The organism is Microbacterium sp. ZOR0019 (assembly GCF_000800925.1).
GTDB classification, from domain to species: Bacteria; Actinomycetota; Actinomycetes; order Actinomycetales; family Microbacteriaceae; genus Microbacterium; species Microbacterium aurugineum.
Map to the genome: position 1 here is coordinate 18,775 of NZ_JRKC01000032.1, position 19,179 is coordinate 37,953.

The following is a 19,179-nucleotide window of genomic DNA, read 5'->3' on the forward strand; positions in this document are numbered from 1 at the left end:
GACTCTCGCGCCCCGGTGCCGCTCACGGCCGATGATCGTCCGCTTCTCGCCCCCGGTGTCGTCTTCGAGGAGGTGGGGGAGGCCGGGGTGTGGATCGCACTGCTGCAGGGGGTGCCGTCGTCGAGGGTCTCGCGGGCCGTCGTCGATCTGCTCACGGCGATGGACGGCGAGACCACGCTCCGTGACCTGCGCACGCGCTTCGCCGCATCCGAGCCGCGGGAGGACTTCCTCCTGCTCATCCAGCGCTTCCGCGCCAGCGGGCTCCTGGCCGGTGACACGAAGCCCCCGCCCGGCAGAGTGACCTATCGGCCCCCGTTCACGCTGCAGTTCGCGACGCTGCGTGCACCCGCGTTCTTCGACCGCTGGAATCGCCTGATCGTCCCGCTCCCACGCCGAGGGGTTCTGGCATCCCTTCTGGTGGTGCTCTACCTCGGCCTCGTCGCTGCAGCCATGCAGGTGTCAGAGATCGGGGACGTCCTGACCATGCCGGTGTCGTTGCCTGGACTCGTGTGCGTCGTCGCAGCGTTGTCCGTCATGACGCTGCTCCACGAGAGCGCTCATGGTCTCGCGCTCACACGGTTCGGCGGCGAACCGCGCCGCGCGGGTTTCATGCTCTACTACCTCACCCCCGCCTTCTTCGTCGATGTGACCGACGGCTGGCGCCTCTCCGACCGGCGGCAACGTGTCGCGGTCGCGCTCGCCGGACCGGCCGTGCACGCCGTCGCCGCCGCGGTCGCCCTCCTCGCCGCGCTCGTCCTTCCGGACCCTCTCATCCACCAGGCGCTGTTGCTCCTCGCCGTGTCCTGCGTCGCGATCGTGCTGGTCAACCTGATTCCGTTCGTGCGATTCGACGGCTACATCGCTCTCATGAGTGCGCTCGACGAACCGAACCTCCGGGACCGGACGATTCGCGACGGAGTGGACTTCCTGACCCGGATCCTGTTCGGCGGTCCGCGGACCGCACGGAGCCTCGATCGGTGGTGGAGCGTGCCGTTCGGCCTCGCCTGTCTCGTCGCCCCGATCGCGCTCGTGCTGTTCGCGGTCTCCCGCGTGGTGCGAGCGCTCGCCGGAGGCGGACCGGTGCTGGGGGTCCTCGTCGTCGTCCTGGAAGCTGCCGTGGTGCTCGTCGGTATCGTGATCCTCTCGAGGGCGCTGCGCCGCGTCCTTCGGTCGGGCGTCTCCCGGCTCCGCTTCTTCGCCGTCGGTGCGACGCTGATCGCGAGCATCGTGGTCGTGGGCGCCGTGATCCCGCTGCCGGTGACGGCGACGTACGGTTTCGTCACCCGCGGTGACCGGGTGCTCCTCGTGCAGCCGGGCACCGCCGCCGAGGCGGAGGTGCCGGACGGCGCCCCGGTCGAGCTGATGAGCGCCGGGCTCCTCGCGAGCTCGCGGGTCGGCGGGGGGACCATCAGGCCGGAGCCGCCGATGCCGACGGAGGTCCCCTGGGCGGTGCTCGTCCCCGTCGCGGCGGACGGCGTGGACGTCCCCGCAACGGTCATCGCCGGCGTGGACGTGGACGACGGCGGCGGGAGCACGCCGCCGACCGGACGGGCGCAGGTCGCGCTCGGCACGAGGAGTCTGTGGCAGACGCTCTGGGCGACCGGCGTGGTGTCGCCGCTGTCCGCCCTTCTGGACCAGAAGCACGAGAGGCAGGAAGATGACTGAACACGCGATCGAGGTCCGAGGCCTCACGAAGAGGTACGGCCGCCGGACCGCTGTCGAAGACCTGTCCTTCGTCGTCCCGCGCGGGACGATCGTCGGGCTCCTGGGGCCGAACGGCGCGGGCAAATCGACGACGCTGCGCACGATCGTCGGCTTGCTCCGGCCGACGAGCGGCGAGAGCCTCATCGACGGTGTTCCGTTCTCGGCGCTCGACAACCCCGCATCGCACGTCGGTGTACACATGGACGGCTTCGGTTTCGAGGCGGGCATCACTGCACGGCGGCACCTGGAGATCTGTCGGCTCGCGGCCGGTGCGCCGCGCGGCCGGACCGACGAGGTCCTCGAGGAGGTCGGGCTCGCCGCCGACGCGCGTCGTCGCGTGAAGACGTTCTCGACGGGGATGGCTCAGCGGCTCGGCCTGGCCGCCGCCCTCATCGGTGCGCCGCCCACGCTCATCCTCGACGAACCGGCGAACGGTCTGGACCCCGACGGGATCCGCTGGCTGCGCAGGTTCCTCCGCCGCTTCGCCGAACGCGGCGGCACCGTGCTGGTCGCCAGTCATCAGCTGTCAGAACTCGAACACATCGTGGATGAGGTCGTGGTCATCAAACGGCGAGCACTCTTCGCCGGACGACTCGGCGACCTGGTCACGAGCAACGGCGACTCCCTGGAGAGCAAGTACTTCGAACTGGTCGAGGAGGTGCCGGTATGAGGAGCACGATCCAGAGCGAGGCCCTGCGCTCCGTGAGCGGGCTCTCCCTCCTCGCCGTCTACCTCGTCGCGTTCCTCCTGCCCGCCTTCGTGCTGTTCTCCGACGGATCGCGCCTCGACGTGGCCGGCCTCGATCCCGCCGCGGCGACCACTCGTCTCCTGGAACCTCTCGCCTGGTCGGCGGTCTCCGCGGCGTTCGTCGGCGCGTACGGCGTCACTCGTGAGTACTACTACGGCTCGATGGACCGGACCCTCACCAGCGTCGGATTCCGGCGTGCGTTCGCCGGAAAGCTCGTCGCGGGCGTCCTCGTCGCGCTCGCCCTGTCCGTCGGCCTCTTCGTCGTGTGGACCGCGGGTGTCGCCGTCTTCTTGAGCCGGAGCGGTCTCTCGCTCACTCTGACGCCGGACGGGTGGCGCCTCTGCGCGGGAGCTCTGGTCGGCGGCGTGCTCGGTGCGCTCATCGGGGGCTCCATCGGCTGGATCACCCGCAACTACTACGTGACGGCAGTCTTCGTCCTCGTTCTGCCGATGGTGGGGGAACTCGCACTGCTGCGCACGGTGCCGGAGGTGGCGAAGTTCTCGCCCGGGTTGGCGCTCGCGGCCTTGGGTGTGCCCGGGTATCAGGGCCGCCTGCTCGAGTTCGGCCCGGCGCTCGTCGTCGCACTCGCGTGGACCGCGGGGCTGGTCGCGGTGGCGTGGACCGGTGGTCGCAGGAGGGCGGGATGATCGTCCGCGCGCTCCGAGCGCACGCGCGCGGTGTGACCGGCGACATCGTCCTCCTCTGGGTGGTCGTGGCCGCCTTCGTGTTGTCGACTTCGATGGCGACGAGCGTTCCTGCGGAGCTCGCCGAGGCACCGGCCGGGGTCCGCGCCGCACTCAGTGCGCCGTTCAGCGCGGTGCTCGCGACATATGGTGCGGTGCTCGCGGCGGTCTACGGTTCCTTCCGCTACACCGTCGACCGGCGGGATGGCGTCGTCGCGCAGCGGCTGATGCTGCAACCCCGGTGGGTGACGCTGCTCAGCCGGACACTCGGGTCTGCTCTCGGCGGCGCCGTCGTCGCTCTCGCGGGACTCGCCGGTGGCCACATCGCGCTGGCCGTCGCGATGGGCGGTGTCCCGGTGGGCTGGGCATCGGTGGGATCCGCACTGGCCGTCGGCGCAGGCGCCGGCCTCTGGGGACTGGGGGTGGGCATCGTCGTCCAGAACCATCTCGTGGCGCTCTTCGTCGCGTCGATGTCTCTGGGCAGCGCCGTCCTCGTCGCGATGTTCTGGAGCGCCGCTGCCCACGGCTTCCCGCTGATCGCGCTGCTTGACGCTTTCGGGTTCGACGTCACGGCTGTGGGGGTGTCGCCAGTCGACGGACCCGGTGGCTCTGTGCCGGTCGTCGTCGGATGGATGCTGGCGGCTCTCGTCGCGGGGGGAGTCACCTTCGTGAAACGCGATGTGACGTAGCGGTCTCGTGCCGCACCGGGTTTCGGAACCGCTCGGGGTGACGACGTAGGATCCCTAGGTGGCAACCCCCAAGATCGTCCTCTTCTATGCGTTCACGCCCCTCGCCGATCCCGAGGCCGTCCGTGTCTGGCAACGCGACCTCGGCGAGGCGCTCGGCCTGCGTGGGCGCCTGCTCATCTCGAAGGACGGGATCAACGGCACCCTCGGCGGCGACATCGGCGTGTTGAAGAAGTGGCTGCGATCGTTCCGCTCCTACGGCCCGTTCGCCGATGCGGACATCAAGTGGAGTGAGGGGACGGGGCTGGATGCGGACGGGCGCAGCCTCGATTTCCCCAAGCTCAGCGTGAAGGTGCGCGACGAGATCGTCTCATTCGGTGCGCCCGGTGAGCTGCGCGTCGATGAGCACGGGGTCGTCGGCGGAGGCACCCGACTGACGCCCGAAGAGCTGCACGGACTGATCGACGAGCGCGGAGACGAGGTGGTCTTCTTCGACGGCCGGAACGCCCTCGAGGCGCAGATCGGGAGGTTCCGCGGCGCGGTCGTGCCCGACACCGAGACGACCAGGGACTTCGTGAGACTGCTCGACTCCGGTGGCTACGACGATCTCAAGGGCAAACCCGTCGTCACCTACTGCACCGGCGGCATCCGCTGCGAGGTGCTGTCGAGCCTGATGACGGCGCGCGGCTTCGGCGAGGTGTACCAGCTCGAGGGCGGCATCGTCCGCTACGGCGAGAAGTACGGCGACGACGGGCTGTGGGACGGATCGCTCTACGTGTTCGACGGCCGCGGTTCGGTCGACTTCTCGGACCATGCGCGCGTCATCGGGGAGTGCGTCGGATGCGGGGTGCCGACCAAGCGCACCGCGAACTGCCCCGACCTGTCGTGCCGCTCGCAGTTCGTGGTGTGCGAGACCTGCGTGGCCGTGCCCTGCACGACCCATGCCGCGTGACCGCGCAAGAGACTCGCCCGCGTGCGGGCATGCTCAGACGGCGACCCCGGGTTCCGCGGCGCGGGGAGCGTACAGTGACCGGGGCAGCAGCGTCGCCCGCACACGCGTCGGCCCATCCACACTCCGGCGCAATGCCTGCAGCACCTCGCTGAGCGGTTCGGTGAGATCCGTCTGCAGCGCGGCCGATCGCGCGTAGTTCGTCTGCTCGACCGCATCCGTCAGTCGTCGCATCGTCTCCGCGTCCACACGACGGTCGCGCACCAGGCCGGCAGCACGGACCCGCGGGGTGTCGGCGTCGGAGACCGGCAGCTGCAGGTCGATCAGGGTGTCGCGGAGCTCGGCCCAGGCTGCCGCGGGAGCGCCGCGCCTCGCCTGCGTGAATCGTCTGCGACGCTCGATGATGCGGATCAGTGCCGGTACCAGGAGCAGCGCCACCGCGCCGAAAGCGATGAGCACGACCGGCGTCGGATCGAGACGACGCTGCGCGGCGCCGTCGGCCGAGTCGCCCCCGGCGTCCGCACGGTCGATCTCCGGTCCCGAGGTCTCCTCGCTCTGCGGGGCCGTGGTCGGTGCGGGGGTGGCGGGTGATCCGGACTCGCCGCCCTGCGTCACTCCCGCACGGAACGCGGTGGGCACGCCCAACGATGCGGTGGGCTCGAACGGCACCCAGCCGATACCGGGGAAGAGCACCTCCGGCCAGGAATGCAGCTGATCGCTGGTCACGGAGAAGACCGATTCGCTGCCGCGCTTCTCGTCGGTGAGCGAGCCGGGAAGATAGCCGACGACGATGCGCACCTGCATCCCCAGGCTCTCCGCCATGAGAGCGAACGCCCCTGCGAAGTGCACGCAGTACCCCGATCGCACGTCGAGGAACTGCGCCACGGCTTCGGCGCCGGTGCCGTCGAAGCCTTCTTCCACCGGCGTCTCCAGCGAGTACGCGAACTGCGAGCGGAACCAGTTCTGCAGGGCGATCAGCCGGTCGTAGTCGGTGCTCGCGGCGGCCGTCACCTCGGCGGCACGATCCGCGATGATCTCGGGCAGCTCCACCGGCTCGGCGTCGGGATCGACCACGGGCGATGCCGCATCGATCGCACGGATCTGCTCGAGCGTCGGAACGAGGCGGGAGGAGGTGACGGTGTAGTCGTTCCCCACCGCGTCGGCGCTGCGCGAGAAGAGGGTGCGGTTGAGCGGGGACACCCGCCACGAGCCGCTGAGCCCCTGCACGTCGGTCGCCGGGTAGGGGACCGGCAGCCACGAACTCGACATGCGGAGCACGCGGATGGACGTGTTCTCCTCCTCCGTCGCGATCTCCGGTCCCCACTCCGGAGTGCCGAACCCGTCGTCCTGCGACTGCAGGTCGCCCCGGTCCGGCTGCCACACCCGGCCGTCGAATCGGGAGAGTGTCGTCAGCCGCAGATAGGGGGCCACGTCGGTCTTCGCCGCGATGGTCAGCACTTCGACCGGATTGGGCTGACGCAGATCATCGCCCAGACGCAACGAGGCATCGACCGTGACCCCGACGCCGGTGCCCGCCATGCTCGTCGCGACCGGTAGTGCGGGAGCGATCACCAGGGTCGTCACCAGAGCGGCGGCTCCGACACCGACGGCGACCGAGAGCGAGGACCTGCGGGGGGATTCCGGATGCCGCCTCGCGGTGTACCGGAACAGGAAGAGTGCGACGAGGGCGAACAGCACGAACCACACGACGTTCGTGTCGCCGAGGGTGATGATCATCGGCACGGCGCCGACGATCCCTGTCAGCAGGGTCGCCAGCACCGCGGAGCGATGCGCCACCAGGTGATCGACCAGGATCGCGACGCCCGCGAAGCCGGAGGCCATGGCGGCGGTGAGAGCCGGCGAGGCATCCAACGGCGCGGAGCCGAACACGATCGCTTCGAGGGCCGCAGCGCCGAGAGTGCCGAACACGGCGACGGTCGTCGGTGTCGGAAACACGCCGAAGAGCGCGGTATCGCCGGCCACCAGCAGGGTCACCATCGCGACCGCGACGATGATCTGACCGAGGAACGTCCCGGCGTCCCGGAGCCAGGCTGTCCGTCGGCGCAGCAGTCGCCGCAGGAGCATGCCCCCACCCGCTACGGCGAGGATCACGATGAGGACCGAAGACGACCACGCTCCAGGGGAGATCACCGAGGTGTACGGCCACATCGCCACGATCGTCGCCGTCGCGGCCAGCACACCGGGACCGACGACACCGGTCGGCTCCTCCTCGTCGCGGTGCCACGTCGGCGCCGTGTGCGCGGGGGGCGCGGTCGCCTTCGGGCGCTGCTCAGCGCGGAACATCGCCGACTCCGATCCGCGCCGAGACGGCGTCCTCCCACGCGTCCGCGATGACGGGCCCGAGCGTCGCCACCGTCCAGCCGTGCGGAGTGGCCGCCTCCGCGGCACCCGGGAGTAGCTCCGTGCTGAACAGCATCGGCGCGGCGGCGCCGGCCGGACGCAGCCGGGCGGCGTCCTCCTCCTCGAGCCGACCGGTGATGAAGACCAGCGGCCCAGGCGGGGTGCCGCCGATGAGTGCCGCCAGATCACGGGCCTCACCCCTGGGGGCGACCATCGCGAGCGCCACCAGCAGTCCGTCGCGATCGTCCTCGTGCCCGCGGAGCGCACCGAGCAGCGTGCCGGCGCTGTCGATCACATCGACGCTGTAACCCTCGGAGGCGAGGTGCACGGCCGCGGAGGCGCAGAGCGACACGGCGGTTTCGAAGGCCGGGTCGGCATCGGCGCCGGGCACATCCCAGCGGCCCGCACTGCGATCGAGGACGACGACCGCGTCGGGGCTGGATTCCTCCTCCTCCTGGCGCACCATGAGCTGTCCGCGGTGGGCGGTCGCACGCCAGTGGATGCGGCGCATCGAGTCTCCGGGGATGTACCCCCGCGGCGAGAGGTTGTCGCTGCCCTGCCCGAGGCGCGTCGACGAAGTGTGCGCGGTTCCGCCGGCGGCTCCGACGCGCACGGCCAGCGGGGCGAGGGCGAAGACCTCGGGGACGACGGTGATGCTGCGTGTCTCGCCGAACGCTTGCTCGCGCTGTGCGAGGCCGAACGGATCGACGGTGCGCAGCATCAGCGGGCCGAGCGGCCAGACACCCCGTCGCACACCGGTGATCGGGTACGTCAGCTGACCCGACTCGGGGGGATACTCACCGCCGGAATCGCCGCCGACCGCCGCGGGGAGGATGTCGTGCCAGAGCCCGTGCGGCACCCGCAGTGCGCGGAGTGAGATCCGCACCGTCACGCGCGACGTCTCCGACACGGTGAGCAGATCGGTGGAGATCTGACGCGTGACCGTCCCCGAGCGGCGGGGCAGGCGGACGGCGAGGAGCGAGAAGAGCGTGAGGGCGGCCAGGAGCAGCCCGATGTAGAGCAGGATGCGGGTGCCGAAGACGTTGGCGGCGATCACGCAGCACAGGGCGGCGACGAGCGCGCCGGCTCCGCGGCCGGTGAGAGGTCGGCGTCTTCGCATGACCGACCCGATCAGGAACGCGTCGCGACGGGGACGCGCACCCGCTCGACGATCTGGGTGAGTGCGGCCTCGACGGGCTGTGCGCCCGCACGGTGGGCACCACGCGCCGGCAGCAGCCGGTGGGCGAGGACCGGGATGAGCAGGGCCGTGATGTCGTCGGGGATGACATAGTCGCGGCCGTCCAATGCCGCCCACACCTTCGCGGCGCGGATCAGCTGCAGGGTCGCCCGCGGACTGGCGCCGAGGTGCAGGTTCGGGTCGGAGCGGGTCGCCTGTGCGAGGGCGACCGTGTACTCCTCCAGCGCGGGGGCGACATGGACCGAGCGCGCCCAGGCGATGAGCTGGGAGATGGCGGTCGCGTCGGCGACGGGTGACACCGCGGCGAGCGGGTTCACCACATCGCGCTGACGGAGCATGAGCGTCTCGGCCTCCGCGTCCGGGTACCCCATCGAGATGCGCATCATGAAGCGGTCGCGCTGCGCCTCGGGGAGCGCGTACGTCCCCTCCATCTCGAGCGGGTTCTGGGTCGCCACCACCAGGAACGGTGTCGGCAGCATGTGGGTCGACCCGTCGACGGTGACCTGCCCCTCCTCCATCGCTTCGAGCAGGGCCGACTGCGTCTTGGGGGAGGAGCGGTTGATCTCATCGGCGATCACGATGTGCGCGAAGACCGCGCCGCGCTTGAACTCGAACTCCTGGTCGACCGGGTTGTAGACCGAGACACCGGTGACGTCGCCGGGCAGCAGGTCGGGCGTGAACTGGATGCGGCGCACGGTCGCGTCCACGCTCGCGGCGAGGGCACGCGCGAGCATCGTCTTGCCCACACCGGGGACGTCTTCGATGAGCAGGTGCCCTTCGGCGAGGAGACAGACGAGGGCGCTGCGCACGGCGTCCGGCTTCCCGTCGATGACCCGACCGATGGAGCCGAGGATCGCAGAGGTCTGCGCGGCGAACCGTTCGGCATCGATCATCACCGGGATCAGGGGGGCGTTCTCTGGCATGCGTTCCCTCTCACATCGGCGCTGCGGTGCGCGTTACTCGATCGTAACCCGGCGGCGCGGTCCCCGCTCTGGAAGCTTCCCCTGAGAGGGCGGTCGGCGGCGTCCGTGCCCACCCGGTCCGTCGAGCGCTCGAGCGGTGTCGTCGCACCCCACGTGCTCGGGTTAGGATGGTTGACGGCTCTCCGCGTGACAGCATCCAGGCCAATTCCCCCAGGGCGGAAACGCAGCAAGGGTAACCGGGCTCTGCTGGGTGCGCGGAGAGTCTTTTCATGTGCGGGCGCCCTGTCGTGACGCCCACTCGAACGTCAGCGGCACCTGAGACAATCGTCCTGTGACCGTCTCCCCGCCTCCGAAGGCGCAGCATCCGCTCGGCCGATTCGCCTCGCCGGTGCTCCTCCTCGTCGCGATGTGGATCGTGCAGTTCGCCGATGCGGTCCTTCCGGGGTCGTTCACCGGTTTCGGCCTGAGGTCCTGGGATGTCTCGGGTCTGGGCGGCATCGTGCTCGGTCCGCTCCTGCATGCGAACTGGCAGCACCTCATCGCGAACTCCGTGCCCTTCCTGGTGCTCGGATGCCTGGTCGCCGTCGAAGGTGCCCGTAGGTTCTGGGCCGTCACAGCCATCGTCGCGATCGTGGGCGGCATCGGGACCTGGGTCGTGAACGCTCCGGGGACGCTGACGGTCGGCGCCTCCGGGCTCGTGTTCGGCTACTTCGGCTACGTCGTGATGCGGGTGTTCGCCCCCGGACGCGTCGCCCACCGCATCCTCTATGCCGTGATCGCGCTGGTCGTGATCGCGCTGTACGGCGGCTCGATGGTGGCCGGAGTGTTCGGTGCCGCAGAGGGCATCTCCTGGCAGGGGCACCTGTTCGGCGCGATCGGCGGGGGTGTGGCTGCGTTCGCCGGTCGCCCCCGCACGGCGCGCGGCAGCGTGGCGACATGACCCCGGGGCACACGGCGTCCCGGCCGAAAGGTCGAGCGGCGACGAAGAAGACCGCGAAGAGCCGCAGGAGCGCGACGCGGCGACGCAAGACCGGCGCGCGCAGACGTGCCGCGATCCGGGCGCGCCGGAGGAAGATCCTGCGACGGGTGCTGCTCTCCGCGGCGGTGGTCGTCGTCCTCGGGGGACTGCTCGCGCTGATCCCGCTGGGACTCGCCCGCGATCCCGCCCCGATCTGCCTCGACGAACCCCGGACGTTCCCGGAGGCGGGCATCCGCGGCTGGAGCGGGGAACAGCTCGACAATGCCGCGACGATCATCCGGACGGCGGGCGACCTCGGGTTCCGCCGCGACGGACAGATCCTCGGGGTGATGACGGCGATGGGCGAGAGCAGCCTGCGCAACATCGACTACGGCGACTGGGAGACGAGCAGGTTCACCAACCCCGACGGATCGCGCACGACCAGCATCGGACTCTTCCAGCAGCAGGAGTGGTGGGGGAGCGTCGAGCAGCGTATGGATCCGCAGACCGCGGCGACGCTGTTCTACGGCCGGCTGGGCCGCCTGCCCGGATGGCAGGAGCTGGAGCCCTCGCACGCGATCCACCGGGTGCAGATCAACACCGATCGCGACTACTACGCGCGCTTCCAGGAAGATGCCGCCGCCGTCGTCGACGCACTGTCCGGTCCGTGCGAGTGAGACCCCGCGTTTCTCCCGGTGGTTTCCCCGGCGGCTTCCCGAACGCCGCGCCTAAGCTGGGCTCGTGGCGCGGAGCATCTACATCACCTCGGCCGAAGGTCATACCGGCAAGTCGACGATCGCCCTCGGGGCGCTCGACGCCCTGATGCGCGTCTCGCCGCGGGTGGGGGTGTTCCGCCCGATCGCGCGATCCACGACCGAGCGCGACGAGATCCTCGAACTGCTGCTCGCCCACGACGGCGTGCACCTCGATTACGAGGACTGCATCGGCGTGACGTACGACGATGTGCGCTCCGACCCGGAGAGCGCGCTGTCGACGATCGTCGCGCGGTTCAAGTCCGTCGAGGCGCAGTGCGATTCCGTCGTCGTCATCGGCAGCGACTACACGGATGTCGCGAGCCCCGCCGAGCTCGGGTTCAACGCGCGGATCGCCGCCAACCTCGGTGTCCCCGCGCTGCTCGTGCTCAGCGGTCGCGATCAGCAGCGCCAGGCCGAACAGCTCGGCACCACGACCGCCCGTGAGGCAGCGGCGATCGGACAGATCGCCGCACTCGCGCTGTCCGAGCTCTCCGAGGAGCGTGCGGAGTTGTTCGCCGTCGCGGTGAACCGTGCCGACCCCGATGCGCTGGATGCCGTCATCGACGCGGTCCACGCCGTGCTCCCCGAGGACCGCACGCCGGTGTGGGCGATCCCCGAGGACCGTGCGCTCGTGGCCCCGTCGATCCGTGACATCCTCGCCGCCGTCGACGGCACGCTGTTCACGGGCGACGAGGACCGGTTGACCAGGGAGGCACTGACGATCGTCGTCGCCGGCATGTCGATGGTCAACGTGCTGCCCCGGCTCACCGAGGAGGCGGTCGTGGTGATCCCGGCCGACCGCACAGAGGTGCTGCTGGCCGCCCTGCTCGCCGATGCGTCCGGCACCTTCCCCCGCATCGCCGGCATCATCCTGAACGGCCCGTTCCCTCTTCCCGAGCAGATCGTGCGCCTGCTCGACGGCTTCGCGTCGTCGGTGCCGATCATCACGACCGATCTGGGCACCTACGACACCGCCGTGCGTGTGATGAGCACCCGCGGGCGTCTCTCCGTGGATTCGCGCAGCCGCTATGACCGCGCGCTCGGCCTGTTCCAGGCGCACGTCGACATCGTGGAGCTGACCGAGCAGCTCGGGCTCGCCGAGGCACACGTCGTGACCCCGCTGATGTTCCAGTACGGCCTCATCGAGCGTGCACGCGCACATCGGCGTCGCATCGTCCTGCCCGAGGGCGACGACGACCGCATCCTGCGGGCCGCGGCGACGCTTCTCGCGAGGGAGGTCGCGGATCTGACGATCCTCGGCGACGAGGCGGCCGTCCGTGCCCGCGCCGTCGAGCTGGGCATCGACATCGCGGCGGCCCAGGTGCTGAGCCCCACCGACCCTGAACTGGTCGAGAGGTTCGCCGCCGAGTACGCGCGGCTGCGGGCGCATAAGGGCATCACCCTCGCCCAAGCGGCGGACACGGTGACCGACGTGTCGTACTTCGGCACGATGATGGTGCATCTCGGTCTGGCCGACGGCATGGTCTCCGGCGCGGCGCACACCACGGCGCACACGATCCGTCCCTCGTTCGAGATCATCAAGACCAAGCCGGGCGTGAACGTGGTCTCCAGCGTGTTCCTCATGGCGCTCGCCGATCGCGTGCTCGTCTACGGAGACTGCGCGGTGATCCCCGATCCGACGAGCGCGCAGCTCGCCGACATCGCGATCTCCTCCGCCGAGACCGCCCGCCGGTTCGGCATCGATCCGCGCGTGGCCATGCTGTCGTACTCCACCGGGGAGTCCGGCTCCGGGGCCGACGTCGACAAGGTGCGCGCCGCGACCGCGCTCGTCCGCGAGCGTGCCCCCGAGCTCCCGGTCGAAGGGCCGATCCAGTACGACGCGGCGGCGGATGCGGCGGTGGCCAAGGCCAAGCTCCCGGACTCGGCGGTCGCCGGGCGGGCGACCGTGTTCGTGTTCCCCGACCTCAACACCGGCAACAACACGTACAAGGCCGTGCAGCGCTCAGCAGGAGCCGTCGCCATCGGACCGGTGCTCCAGGGGCTCAACAAGCCGATCAACGACCTGTCCCGCGGCGCGCTCGTCGATGACATCGTCAACACGGTCGCGATCACGGCGATCCAGGCGCAGGGAGATGGGGCATGAGCGCGATCCTGGTGATCAACAGCGGGTCGTCGTCGCTGAAGTACAGCCTGATCGACATCGAACAGGAGGACCTGCTCGCGAGCGGACTGATCGAGCGCATCGGGCAGGAGTCCAGTCCCGTGGCGCACACCGTCCGCCCCGCCGTGGACGCCGACGCCGTGCCGACGATGCTCGACGCGACGTACCGCAGCGAGCAGCCGATCGCCGATCACGCCGCCGCCTTCGAGGTGATGCGCGAGCAGTTCGCCGCGCACGGGCCCTCGCTCGACGAGCGTCGCCCCGTCGCGGTCGGACACCGCGTGGTCCACGGCGGTGCGCGCTTCTACGCCCCGACCCTGATCGACGCCGACGTGGAGCGTCAGATCGACGAGCTCGCGGTGCTCGCCCCCCTGCACAACCCCGCGAACCTCGCCGGGATCCAGGCCGCACGCGCCGTGTTCGATCAGGTTCCGCACGTGGCCGTGTTCGACACCGCGTTCCATCAGACGCTTCCGCCCGCCGCGTACACCTATGCGATCGACGCAGCGCTCGCCGCCGAGCATCGGGTGCGGCGATACGGCTTCCACGGCACGAGCCACCAGTACGTGAGCGAGGCGGCGGCGGCGTTCCTCGGGCGCAACCTCGCCGAGCTCCGGCAGCTCGTCTTCCACCTCGGCAACGGCGCCTCCGTGACCGCGATCGAGGGCGGGCGCTCGGTGGAGACGTCGATGGGGCTCACCCCGCTCGAGGGCCTGGTGATGGGCACGCGGTCGGGAGACATCGATCCGGCGGCCCTCGTCCACCTCTCCCGCCGTGCCGGGTACTCGATCGACGACCTCGACTCGCTGCTCAACACCCGCAGCGGTCTCGCCGGACTCGCCGGCCGCAGCGACATGCGCGACATCCTCGCCGGTGTGGATGCCGGAGACGAGTCCGCCGTGCTCGCCTTCGACGTGTACGTGCACCGCCTGCGGGCTTACGCCGGGGCGTACATCGCACAGCTCGGCGGAGTGGACGTCATCTCGTTCACGGCCGGTGTGGGCGAGAACGCCGCGCCGGTGCGGGCCGCTGCGCTGGTGACGCTCGGTTTCGCGGGCGTCGAGATCGATCCGGCGAGGAACGACGCTCGTGAGCGCGGCATCCGTCGGATCTCCACGGACGCCTCCGCGGTGACGGTGCTCGTCGTGCCGACCGATGAGGAACTGCAGATCGCCAGGCAGACGGCCGAGCTCCTCTGATCCGCTCGCGGGGGTTACCCCGTGACGCGATGCCGCATTACGCTTGAGCGGTGGCACGGAGAGGTGCCGGCCCGCTGATCGCCCTTCTCCTGGAGGCTCTGTGCCAGACGCACTGCCCGACCTGTTCCACGCCGACGGCGTGCTCTTCGACCTCGACGGCGTCCTCACCCCGACCGCCGAGGTCCACATGCGCGCCTGGCAGGCCGTGTTCGACGATGTGTTCGCCCGGTGGAGCATCACCCCGCCGTACACGGATGCCGATTACTACGACTACGTCGACGGGAAGAAGCGCTACGACGGCGTCGCGAGTCTGCTGCGCAGCCGCAACGTCGAAGTCCCCTGGGGACACGTCGACGACGACCCGTCCGCCGAGACGATCTGCGGCATCGGCAACCGCAAGAACGCCGCCTTCGCGGCGTCTCTGCGCGCGCAGGGCATCGTTCCGTACCCGGGGTCGCTCGCGCTCGTCGAGAGCCTGCGTGCCGCCGGAATCCCGCTCGGCGTCGTGTCGAGTTCGAAGAACGCCGAGGAGGTGCTGGCCGCCGCCGGCATCCGCTCCCTCTTCCGGGTCGTGGTCGACGGCGTCGTGGCGGAGCGCGATGGTCTCGCCTCCAAGCCGGCCGCCGACATGTTCGCCGCCGGCGCCGCGGCCCTCGGGGTCGACCCGAGCCGCTCCGTGGCCGTCGAGGATGCCACCTCCGGTGCCGCCTCCGCCTCCGCAGCCGGCTACCGCACCGTGATCGGCGTCGATCGCGGGGCCGGTGCCGACGCCCTGCGAGCCGCCGGCGCCACGATCGTCGTCGACGACCTCGCCGTCTTCGTCCCCGCCACCCGCACCGACATCTCGGAGACCGCATGATCGACCGCGACCGCTTCCCCGTCGACGCGTGGCGTCTGATCGACACGCACTACTCGGAGGAAGGCGTCAGCGAGACGCTGTTCTCCGTGGGCAACGGCTACCTCGGCCTTCGCGGCAACCACATCGAAGGTCGGGGTGCCCAGGAGCACGGGACCTTCATCAACGGACTGCACGAGACCTGGACGATCCGGCACGCCGAGCAGGCCTATGGATTCGCGGAGGTCGGGCAGACGATCGTCAACGCCCCCGACGCGAAGGTCATGCGCGTGTACGTCGACGACGAGCCGATCTCGCTCGACGACGCCGACGTGCGCGAGTACCGGCGCACCCTCGACATGCGCACCGGTGTCCTGGAGCGTCTGGTGGTGTGGGAGACCCCGTCGGGCAAGCGCGTGCGCATGCGTGACGAGCGCATCGTGAGTTTCGAGGAGCGCCACCTCGCCGTCCTCCGGCTCGAGGTCGTCGTCGAGAACGCCGATGCCCCGGTCACGATCAGCTGCCAGTTGCTGAACCGCCAGGACGGAGCCGGTGTGTACGCCGGGACGCCGATCGGCACGAAGGCGGCCGCTTTCGACCCGCGCAAGGCCGAGAAGATCGCCGACCGCGTGCTGGAGCCGGCCGAGCACTGGCAGGACGGACTGCGTTCGGCGCTGTCGTACCGGGTCGCAGACTCCGGGATGACCGTCGCCGTGGTCGCCGACCACATCGTCGAGACCGAGAACGAGTACAACGCACGCACGCTCGTCGAGCCCGACATCGCGAAGAACGTGTTCCGCGTGCAGGCCAAGGCCGGCGTCCCGATCACGGTCACGAAGCTCGTCAGCTACCACACCTCACGCGGCGTGCCGCCGCGTGAACTCGTCGACCGCTGCCGTCGTTCGCTCGACCGTGCGGCGGATGAGGGCGTCGAGACGGTGTTCCGGCGTCAGCGGGAGTGGCTCGACGCGTTCTGGGAGCGCAGCGACGTGCAGATCGGCGGGCGCGACGACCTGCAGCAGGCCACTCGCTGGTGCCTGTTCCAACTCGCGCAGGCATCGGCGCGCGCCGACGGCGCCGGGGTCCCCGCCAAGGGCGTCTCCGGGTCGGGGTACAGCGGCCACTACTTCTGGGACACGGAGATCTACGTGCTCCCGTTCCTGACCTACACGACGCCGCGGTGGGCGTACAACGCGCTCCGCGCCCGCGCGGGCATGCTCCCCGCTGCGCGTCGTCGTGCGGCACAGCTCAACGAGGCGGGAGCGCTCTTCCCGTGGCGCACCATCAACGGCGAGGAAGCCTCCGCCTACTACGCCGCGGGCACCGCGCAGTACCACATCAACGCCGACATCAGCTTCGCGCTGGGCAAGTACGTGCGGGCCACGGGGGACGAGGAGTTCCTGCGGCGTGAGGGCGCCGACATCGCGATCGAGACCGCACGGCTGTGGGCGACCCTCGGGTTCTGGCGCGCCTCGCGTCTGGTGGACGAGGTGGACACCGGAGACGGCATCGAGACCTTCCACATCCACGGCGTCACGGGCCCGGACGAATACACGACGGTCGTCAACGACAACCTGTACACGAACGTGATGGCGCGCTACAACCTCCGCTATGCGGCCAAGGTGGTGCGCGAGATCAAGGAGAGCCACCCGGAGGACTACGTCAAGCTCGTCGACCGCACGGGGCTCGGTCCCGGTGAGGCCGAGGCATGGGAGCGGGCGGCGTCGGCGATGTTCATCCCGTACAGCGAGGGGCTCGGCATCCATCCGCAGGACTCGCTCTTCCTCGAGCGTGAGGTCTGGGATCTCGCCAACACCCCCTCCGAGCAGCGGCCGCTGCTGCTGCACTTCCACCCCCTGGTGATCTACCGGTTCCAGGTGCTCAAGCAGGCGGACGTCGTGCTCGCGCTGTTCCTGCAGGGCAACCACTTCACGCCCGAGGAGAAGAAGGCCGACTTCGACTACTACGACCCGCTGACCACGGGCGACTCCACCCTGTCGGCGGTCGTGCAGTCGATCATGGCCGCCGAGGTGGGCTACCAGGACCTCGCCAGGAAGTACTTCGAGCAGTCGCTGTTCGTCGACCTGCACGATCTGCACCACAACGCCGCGGATGGTGTGCACGTGGCCTCCGCCGGTGGGGTGTGGACCGCGCTGGTGTGCGGCTTCGGCGGCATGCGCGACTACGCGGGCGACCTCAGCTTCGATCCGCGACTTCCGGTGGACTGGCCCTCCCTCTCGTTCCCGCTGCAGTGGCAGGGGTCCACGATGCAGGTGACCGTGACCAGGGACGAGCTCCGCGTGGAGGTGCGTAGTGGTCCGCCGGTGCCGTTCAGCGTGCGCGACACCGCCTACTTCGCCACCGTGGAGGACGCGGCCGTCGTGCCCCTCGCTGATCAGGGGCCGATGCTCCCGGGGCGTCCGACCCTGCGGCAGTTCGCCGATGCACGACGCGAGGACGGCACGCGCATGTCGGCATCCGTTCCGGTGATCACGACCGCGGTCCCGGTGATCGAACCGATCGACTGACCCTCCCTCCTCCTCTCCTTTCTCTTTTGTGCCGAGACCCCCGCTGGTCGTCGGCGCCCCCGCTGGCGTGCGCCGAAGCGAGGGGGCGCGGACGCTCAGCGGGGGTCTCGGCGGCGTGTGTGGACGGATCGGGCCAGGATGCGGGTCTCCCGAAGCGAAGGTCGGTGGCACGCCGTAGGCTGTTGAGGTGACCACAGCCCTCTACCGCCGCTACCGACCCGAGACCTTCGGCGAGATGATCGGGCAGTCCCAGGTGACCGATCCGCTGATGACGGCTCTGCGCGGCGATCGAGTCGGCCATGCGTACCTGTTCTCCGGTCCTCGCGGCTGTGGCAAGACGACCTCTGCCCGCATCCTCGCGCGCTGCCTGAACTGCGCTGAGGGGCCGACCGATGTTCCCTGCGGCGTGTGCCCGAGCTGCGTCGAGCTGTCGCGTGCCGGCGGAGGATCCCTCGACGTCGTCGAGATCGACGCGGCGAGCCACAACGGTGTCGACGACGCACGAGACCTGCGTGAACGGGCGACGTTCGCCCCCAGTCGCGACCGGTACAAGATCTTCATCCTCGACGAGGCGCACATGGTGACGCCGCAGGGCTTCAACGCGCTGCTCAAGCTCGTCGAAGAACCGCCGGAGCACGTCAAGTTCATCTTCGCGACGACCGAGCCCGAGAAGGTCCTCGGCACGATCCGCTCCCGCACGCATCACTACCCGTTCCGGCTCGTGCCGCCCGCCGCCATGCTCGAATACGTGGCCAAGCTGTGCGCCGAAGAGGGCGTGATCGTCGAACAGGGCGTCCTCCCGCTCGTGGTCCGCGCCGGTGGTGGCTCGCCTCGAGACACGCTGTCGCTGCTCGACCAGCTGATCGCCGGATCCGACGCCCCGGCCGACTCCGAGACGGTGACGGTGGGCTACGCGCGTGCCGTGTCGCTGCTCGGCTATACACATGCCGCCCTCCTCGACGAGATCGTCGACGCGCTCGCCGCAGGAGACGCGGCCGCCGCCTTCCCGGCGATCGACCGTGTGGTGCAGACGGGTCAGGATCCGCGCCGCTTCGTCGACGACCTGCTCGAACGCCTGCGAGACCTCATCGTCATCGCGGCGGTCGGAGCCGGTGCCTCGGCGGTCCTCCGCGGCATCGCCGAAGACGATCTGGAGCGCATGCGTGCCCAGGCGGCCACCTTCGGGTCGGCGCGGCTCTCGCGCACGGCCGATGTGGTCAGCGCCGCCCTCGACGACATGTCGGGTGCGACCTCTCCGCGCCTTCACCTCGAACTCATGGTGGCTCGCGTGCTCGCCGCTGCATCGGACGCGTCGACGTCGGATCCGACACCCGCGGCCGCGCCCGAGCGTGCGGCCGCACCGGCCCGCTCGACTCCCGCGACTGTCTCGACTCCTACGGCTGTCTCGACTCCTGCAGCCGTCTCGACCCCCGCGCCTGCCACGGGCTCCCCGGCTGCTGCCCCGGTGGCGACGCCGGCCGCTGCCCCCGTTGCCCCCGCTGCTGCGCAGACCGCCCCCGCCGAGGAGCC

Annotated in this window: 15 protein-coding genes and 1 other RNA gene; 13 read left to right on the top strand and 3 right to left on the bottom strand. The window is 70.2% G+C overall.

What is annotated here, in order from left to right; genetic code table 11:
* Nucleotides 1-15: 15 nt before the first annotated feature.
* The 5 genes from mpaP to trhO are packed head-to-tail and all read left to right on the top strand — an operon-like array spanning nt 16 to nt 4,773.
* Complete coding sequence (gene mpaP / locus L978_RS08055) at nt 16-1,665, top strand: daptide biosynthesis intramembrane metalloprotease (protein WP_047522150.1); 1,650 nt, start codon at nt 16-18, stop codon at nt 1,663-1,665.
* On the top strand, nt 1,658-2,374 hold the full coding sequence (locus L978_RS08060; protein WP_047522152.1) for an ATP-binding cassette domain-containing protein: 717 nt from the start codon (nt 1,658-1,660) through the stop codon (nt 2,372-2,374). The genes mpaP and L978_RS08060 overlap by 8 nt, the downstream gene beginning before the upstream one ends.
* Nucleotides 2,371-3,099: an ABC transporter permease gene (locus tag L978_RS08065; RefSeq protein ID WP_047522154.1), complete on the top strand. Its 729-nt coding sequence runs from the start codon at nt 2,371-2,373 to the stop codon at nt 3,097-3,099. The genes L978_RS08060 and L978_RS08065 overlap by 4 nt, the downstream gene beginning before the upstream one ends.
* Entirely contained in the window at nt 3,096-3,824 is a 729-nt protein-coding gene (locus L978_RS08070; RefSeq protein WP_047522156.1) for a hypothetical protein, read from the top strand. The genes L978_RS08065 and L978_RS08070 overlap by 4 nt, the downstream gene beginning before the upstream one ends.
* Nucleotides 3,825-3,882: 58 nt before the next feature.
* The gene (gene trhO, locus L978_RS08075) at nt 3,883-4,773 is read left to right on the top strand and encodes an oxygen-dependent tRNA uridine(34) hydroxylase TrhO (protein WP_047522158.1); all 891 of its coding nucleotides are present in this window, start codon (nt 3,883-3,885) and stop codon (nt 4,771-4,773) included.
* A gap of 33 nt (nt 4,774-4,806) precedes the next feature.
* On the opposite strand, the gene L978_RS08080 is transcribed toward trhO, so the two are convergent.
* The 3 genes from L978_RS08080 to L978_RS08090 are packed head-to-tail and all read right to left on the bottom strand — an operon-like array spanning nt 4,807 to nt 9,252.
* Nucleotides 4,807-7,074 carry a transglutaminase family protein gene (locus tag L978_RS08080; RefSeq protein ID WP_047522161.1) on the bottom strand — a complete coding sequence of 756 codons (2,268 nt, stop codon included), beginning with the start codon at nt 7,072-7,074 and terminating at the stop codon, nt 4,807-4,809.
* Complete coding sequence (locus L978_RS08085) at nt 7,061-8,251, bottom strand: DUF58 domain-containing protein (protein WP_047522163.1); 1,191 nt, start codon at nt 8,249-8,251, stop codon at nt 7,061-7,063. Before L978_RS08085 ends, L978_RS08080 begins: the two co-directional genes overlap by 14 nt.
* Before the next feature lie 11 nt (nt 8,252-8,262).
* Complete coding sequence (locus L978_RS08090) at nt 8,263-9,252, bottom strand: AAA family ATPase (RefSeq protein WP_047522165.1); 990 nt, start codon at nt 9,250-9,252, stop codon at nt 8,263-8,265.
* Between the two features lie 173 nt (nt 9,253-9,425).
* On the opposite strand from L978_RS08090, the gene ffs reads away from it, so the two are divergent.
* The 8 genes from ffs to L978_RS08125 form a co-directional block, all read left to right on the top strand.
* Nucleotides 9,426-9,522, top strand: an RNA gene (gene ffs, locus L978_RS18540) — signal recognition particle sRNA small type.
* A gap of 61 nt (nt 9,523-9,583) precedes the next feature.
* Nucleotides 9,584-10,192 (top strand): rhomboid family intramembrane serine protease, encoded by a 609-nt coding sequence (locus tag L978_RS08095; protein ID WP_047522167.1) that lies wholly within the window; start codon nt 9,584-9,586, stop codon nt 10,190-10,192.
* A complete protein-coding gene (locus tag L978_RS08100) occupies nt 10,189-10,887 on the top strand; it encodes a hypothetical protein (protein ID WP_052193426.1) in 699 nt (232 codons plus the stop codon). The genes L978_RS08095 and L978_RS08100 overlap by 4 nt, the downstream gene beginning before the upstream one ends.
* Before the next feature lie 64 nt (nt 10,888-10,951).
* Nucleotides 10,952-13,069: a phosphate acetyltransferase gene (gene pta, locus L978_RS08105; RefSeq protein ID WP_047522169.1), complete on the top strand. Its 2,118-nt coding sequence runs from the start codon at nt 10,952-10,954 to the stop codon at nt 13,067-13,069.
* Nucleotides 13,066-14,286: an acetate/propionate family kinase gene (locus L978_RS08110; RefSeq protein ID WP_047522171.1), complete on the top strand. Its 1,221-nt coding sequence runs from the start codon at nt 13,066-13,068 to the stop codon at nt 14,284-14,286. The genes pta and L978_RS08110 overlap by 4 nt, the downstream gene beginning before the upstream one ends.
* 100 nt (nt 14,287-14,386) lie before the next feature.
* A complete protein-coding gene (locus tag L978_RS08115; RefSeq protein WP_047522173.1) occupies nt 14,387-15,145 on the top strand; it encodes an HAD-IA family hydrolase in 759 nt (252 codons plus the stop codon).
* Nucleotides 15,142-17,649, top strand: coding sequence for a glycoside hydrolase family 65 protein (locus L978_RS08120; RefSeq protein WP_047522175.1), 2,508 nt, complete (start codon nt 15,142-15,144; stop codon nt 17,647-17,649). Before L978_RS08115 ends, L978_RS08120 begins: the two co-directional genes overlap by 4 nt.
* Before the next feature lie 187 nt (nt 17,650-17,836).
* On the top strand, nt 17,837-19,179 hold a 1,343-nt coding region (locus tag L978_RS08125), incomplete at its 3' end, for a DNA polymerase III subunit gamma and tau (RefSeq protein ID WP_047522177.1).

What these genes read in the sequence shown, in the direction of transcription:
- L978_RS08120 (WP_047522175.1), top strand. Translation starts at nt 15,142, where the DNA reads ATGATCGACCGCGACCGCTTCCCCGTCGACGCGTGGCGTCTGATCGAC.
- L978_RS08070 (WP_047522156.1), top strand. Translation starts at nt 3,096, where the DNA reads ATGATCGTCCGCGCGCTCCGAGCGCACGCGCGCGGTGTGACCGGCGAC.
- L978_RS08065 (WP_047522154.1), top strand. Translation starts at nt 2,371, where the DNA reads ATGAGGAGCACGATCCAGAGCGAGGCCCTGCGCTCCGTGAGCGGGCTC.
- L978_RS08110 (WP_047522171.1), top strand. Translation starts at nt 13,066, where the DNA reads ATGAGCGCGATCCTGGTGATCAACAGCGGGTCGTCGTCGCTGAAGTAC.
- L978_RS08100 (WP_052193426.1), top strand. Translation starts at nt 10,189, where the DNA reads ATGACCCCGGGGCACACGGCGTCCCGGCCGAAAGGTCGAGCGGCGACG.
- L978_RS08085 (WP_047522163.1), bottom strand. Translation starts at nt 8,251, where the DNA reads ATGCGAAGACGCCGACCTCTCACCGGCCGCGGAGCCGGCGCGCTCGTC.
- L978_RS08080 (WP_047522161.1), bottom strand. Translation starts at nt 7,074, where the DNA reads ATGTTCCGCGCTGAGCAGCGCCCGAAGGCGACCGCGCCCCCCGCGCAC.
- L978_RS08060 (WP_047522152.1), top strand. Translation starts at nt 1,658, where the DNA reads ATGACTGAACACGCGATCGAGGTCCGAGGCCTCACGAAGAGGTACGGC.
- L978_RS08090 (WP_047522165.1), bottom strand. Translation starts at nt 9,252, where the DNA reads ATGCCAGAGAACGCCCCCCTGATCCCGGTGATGATCGATGCCGAACGG.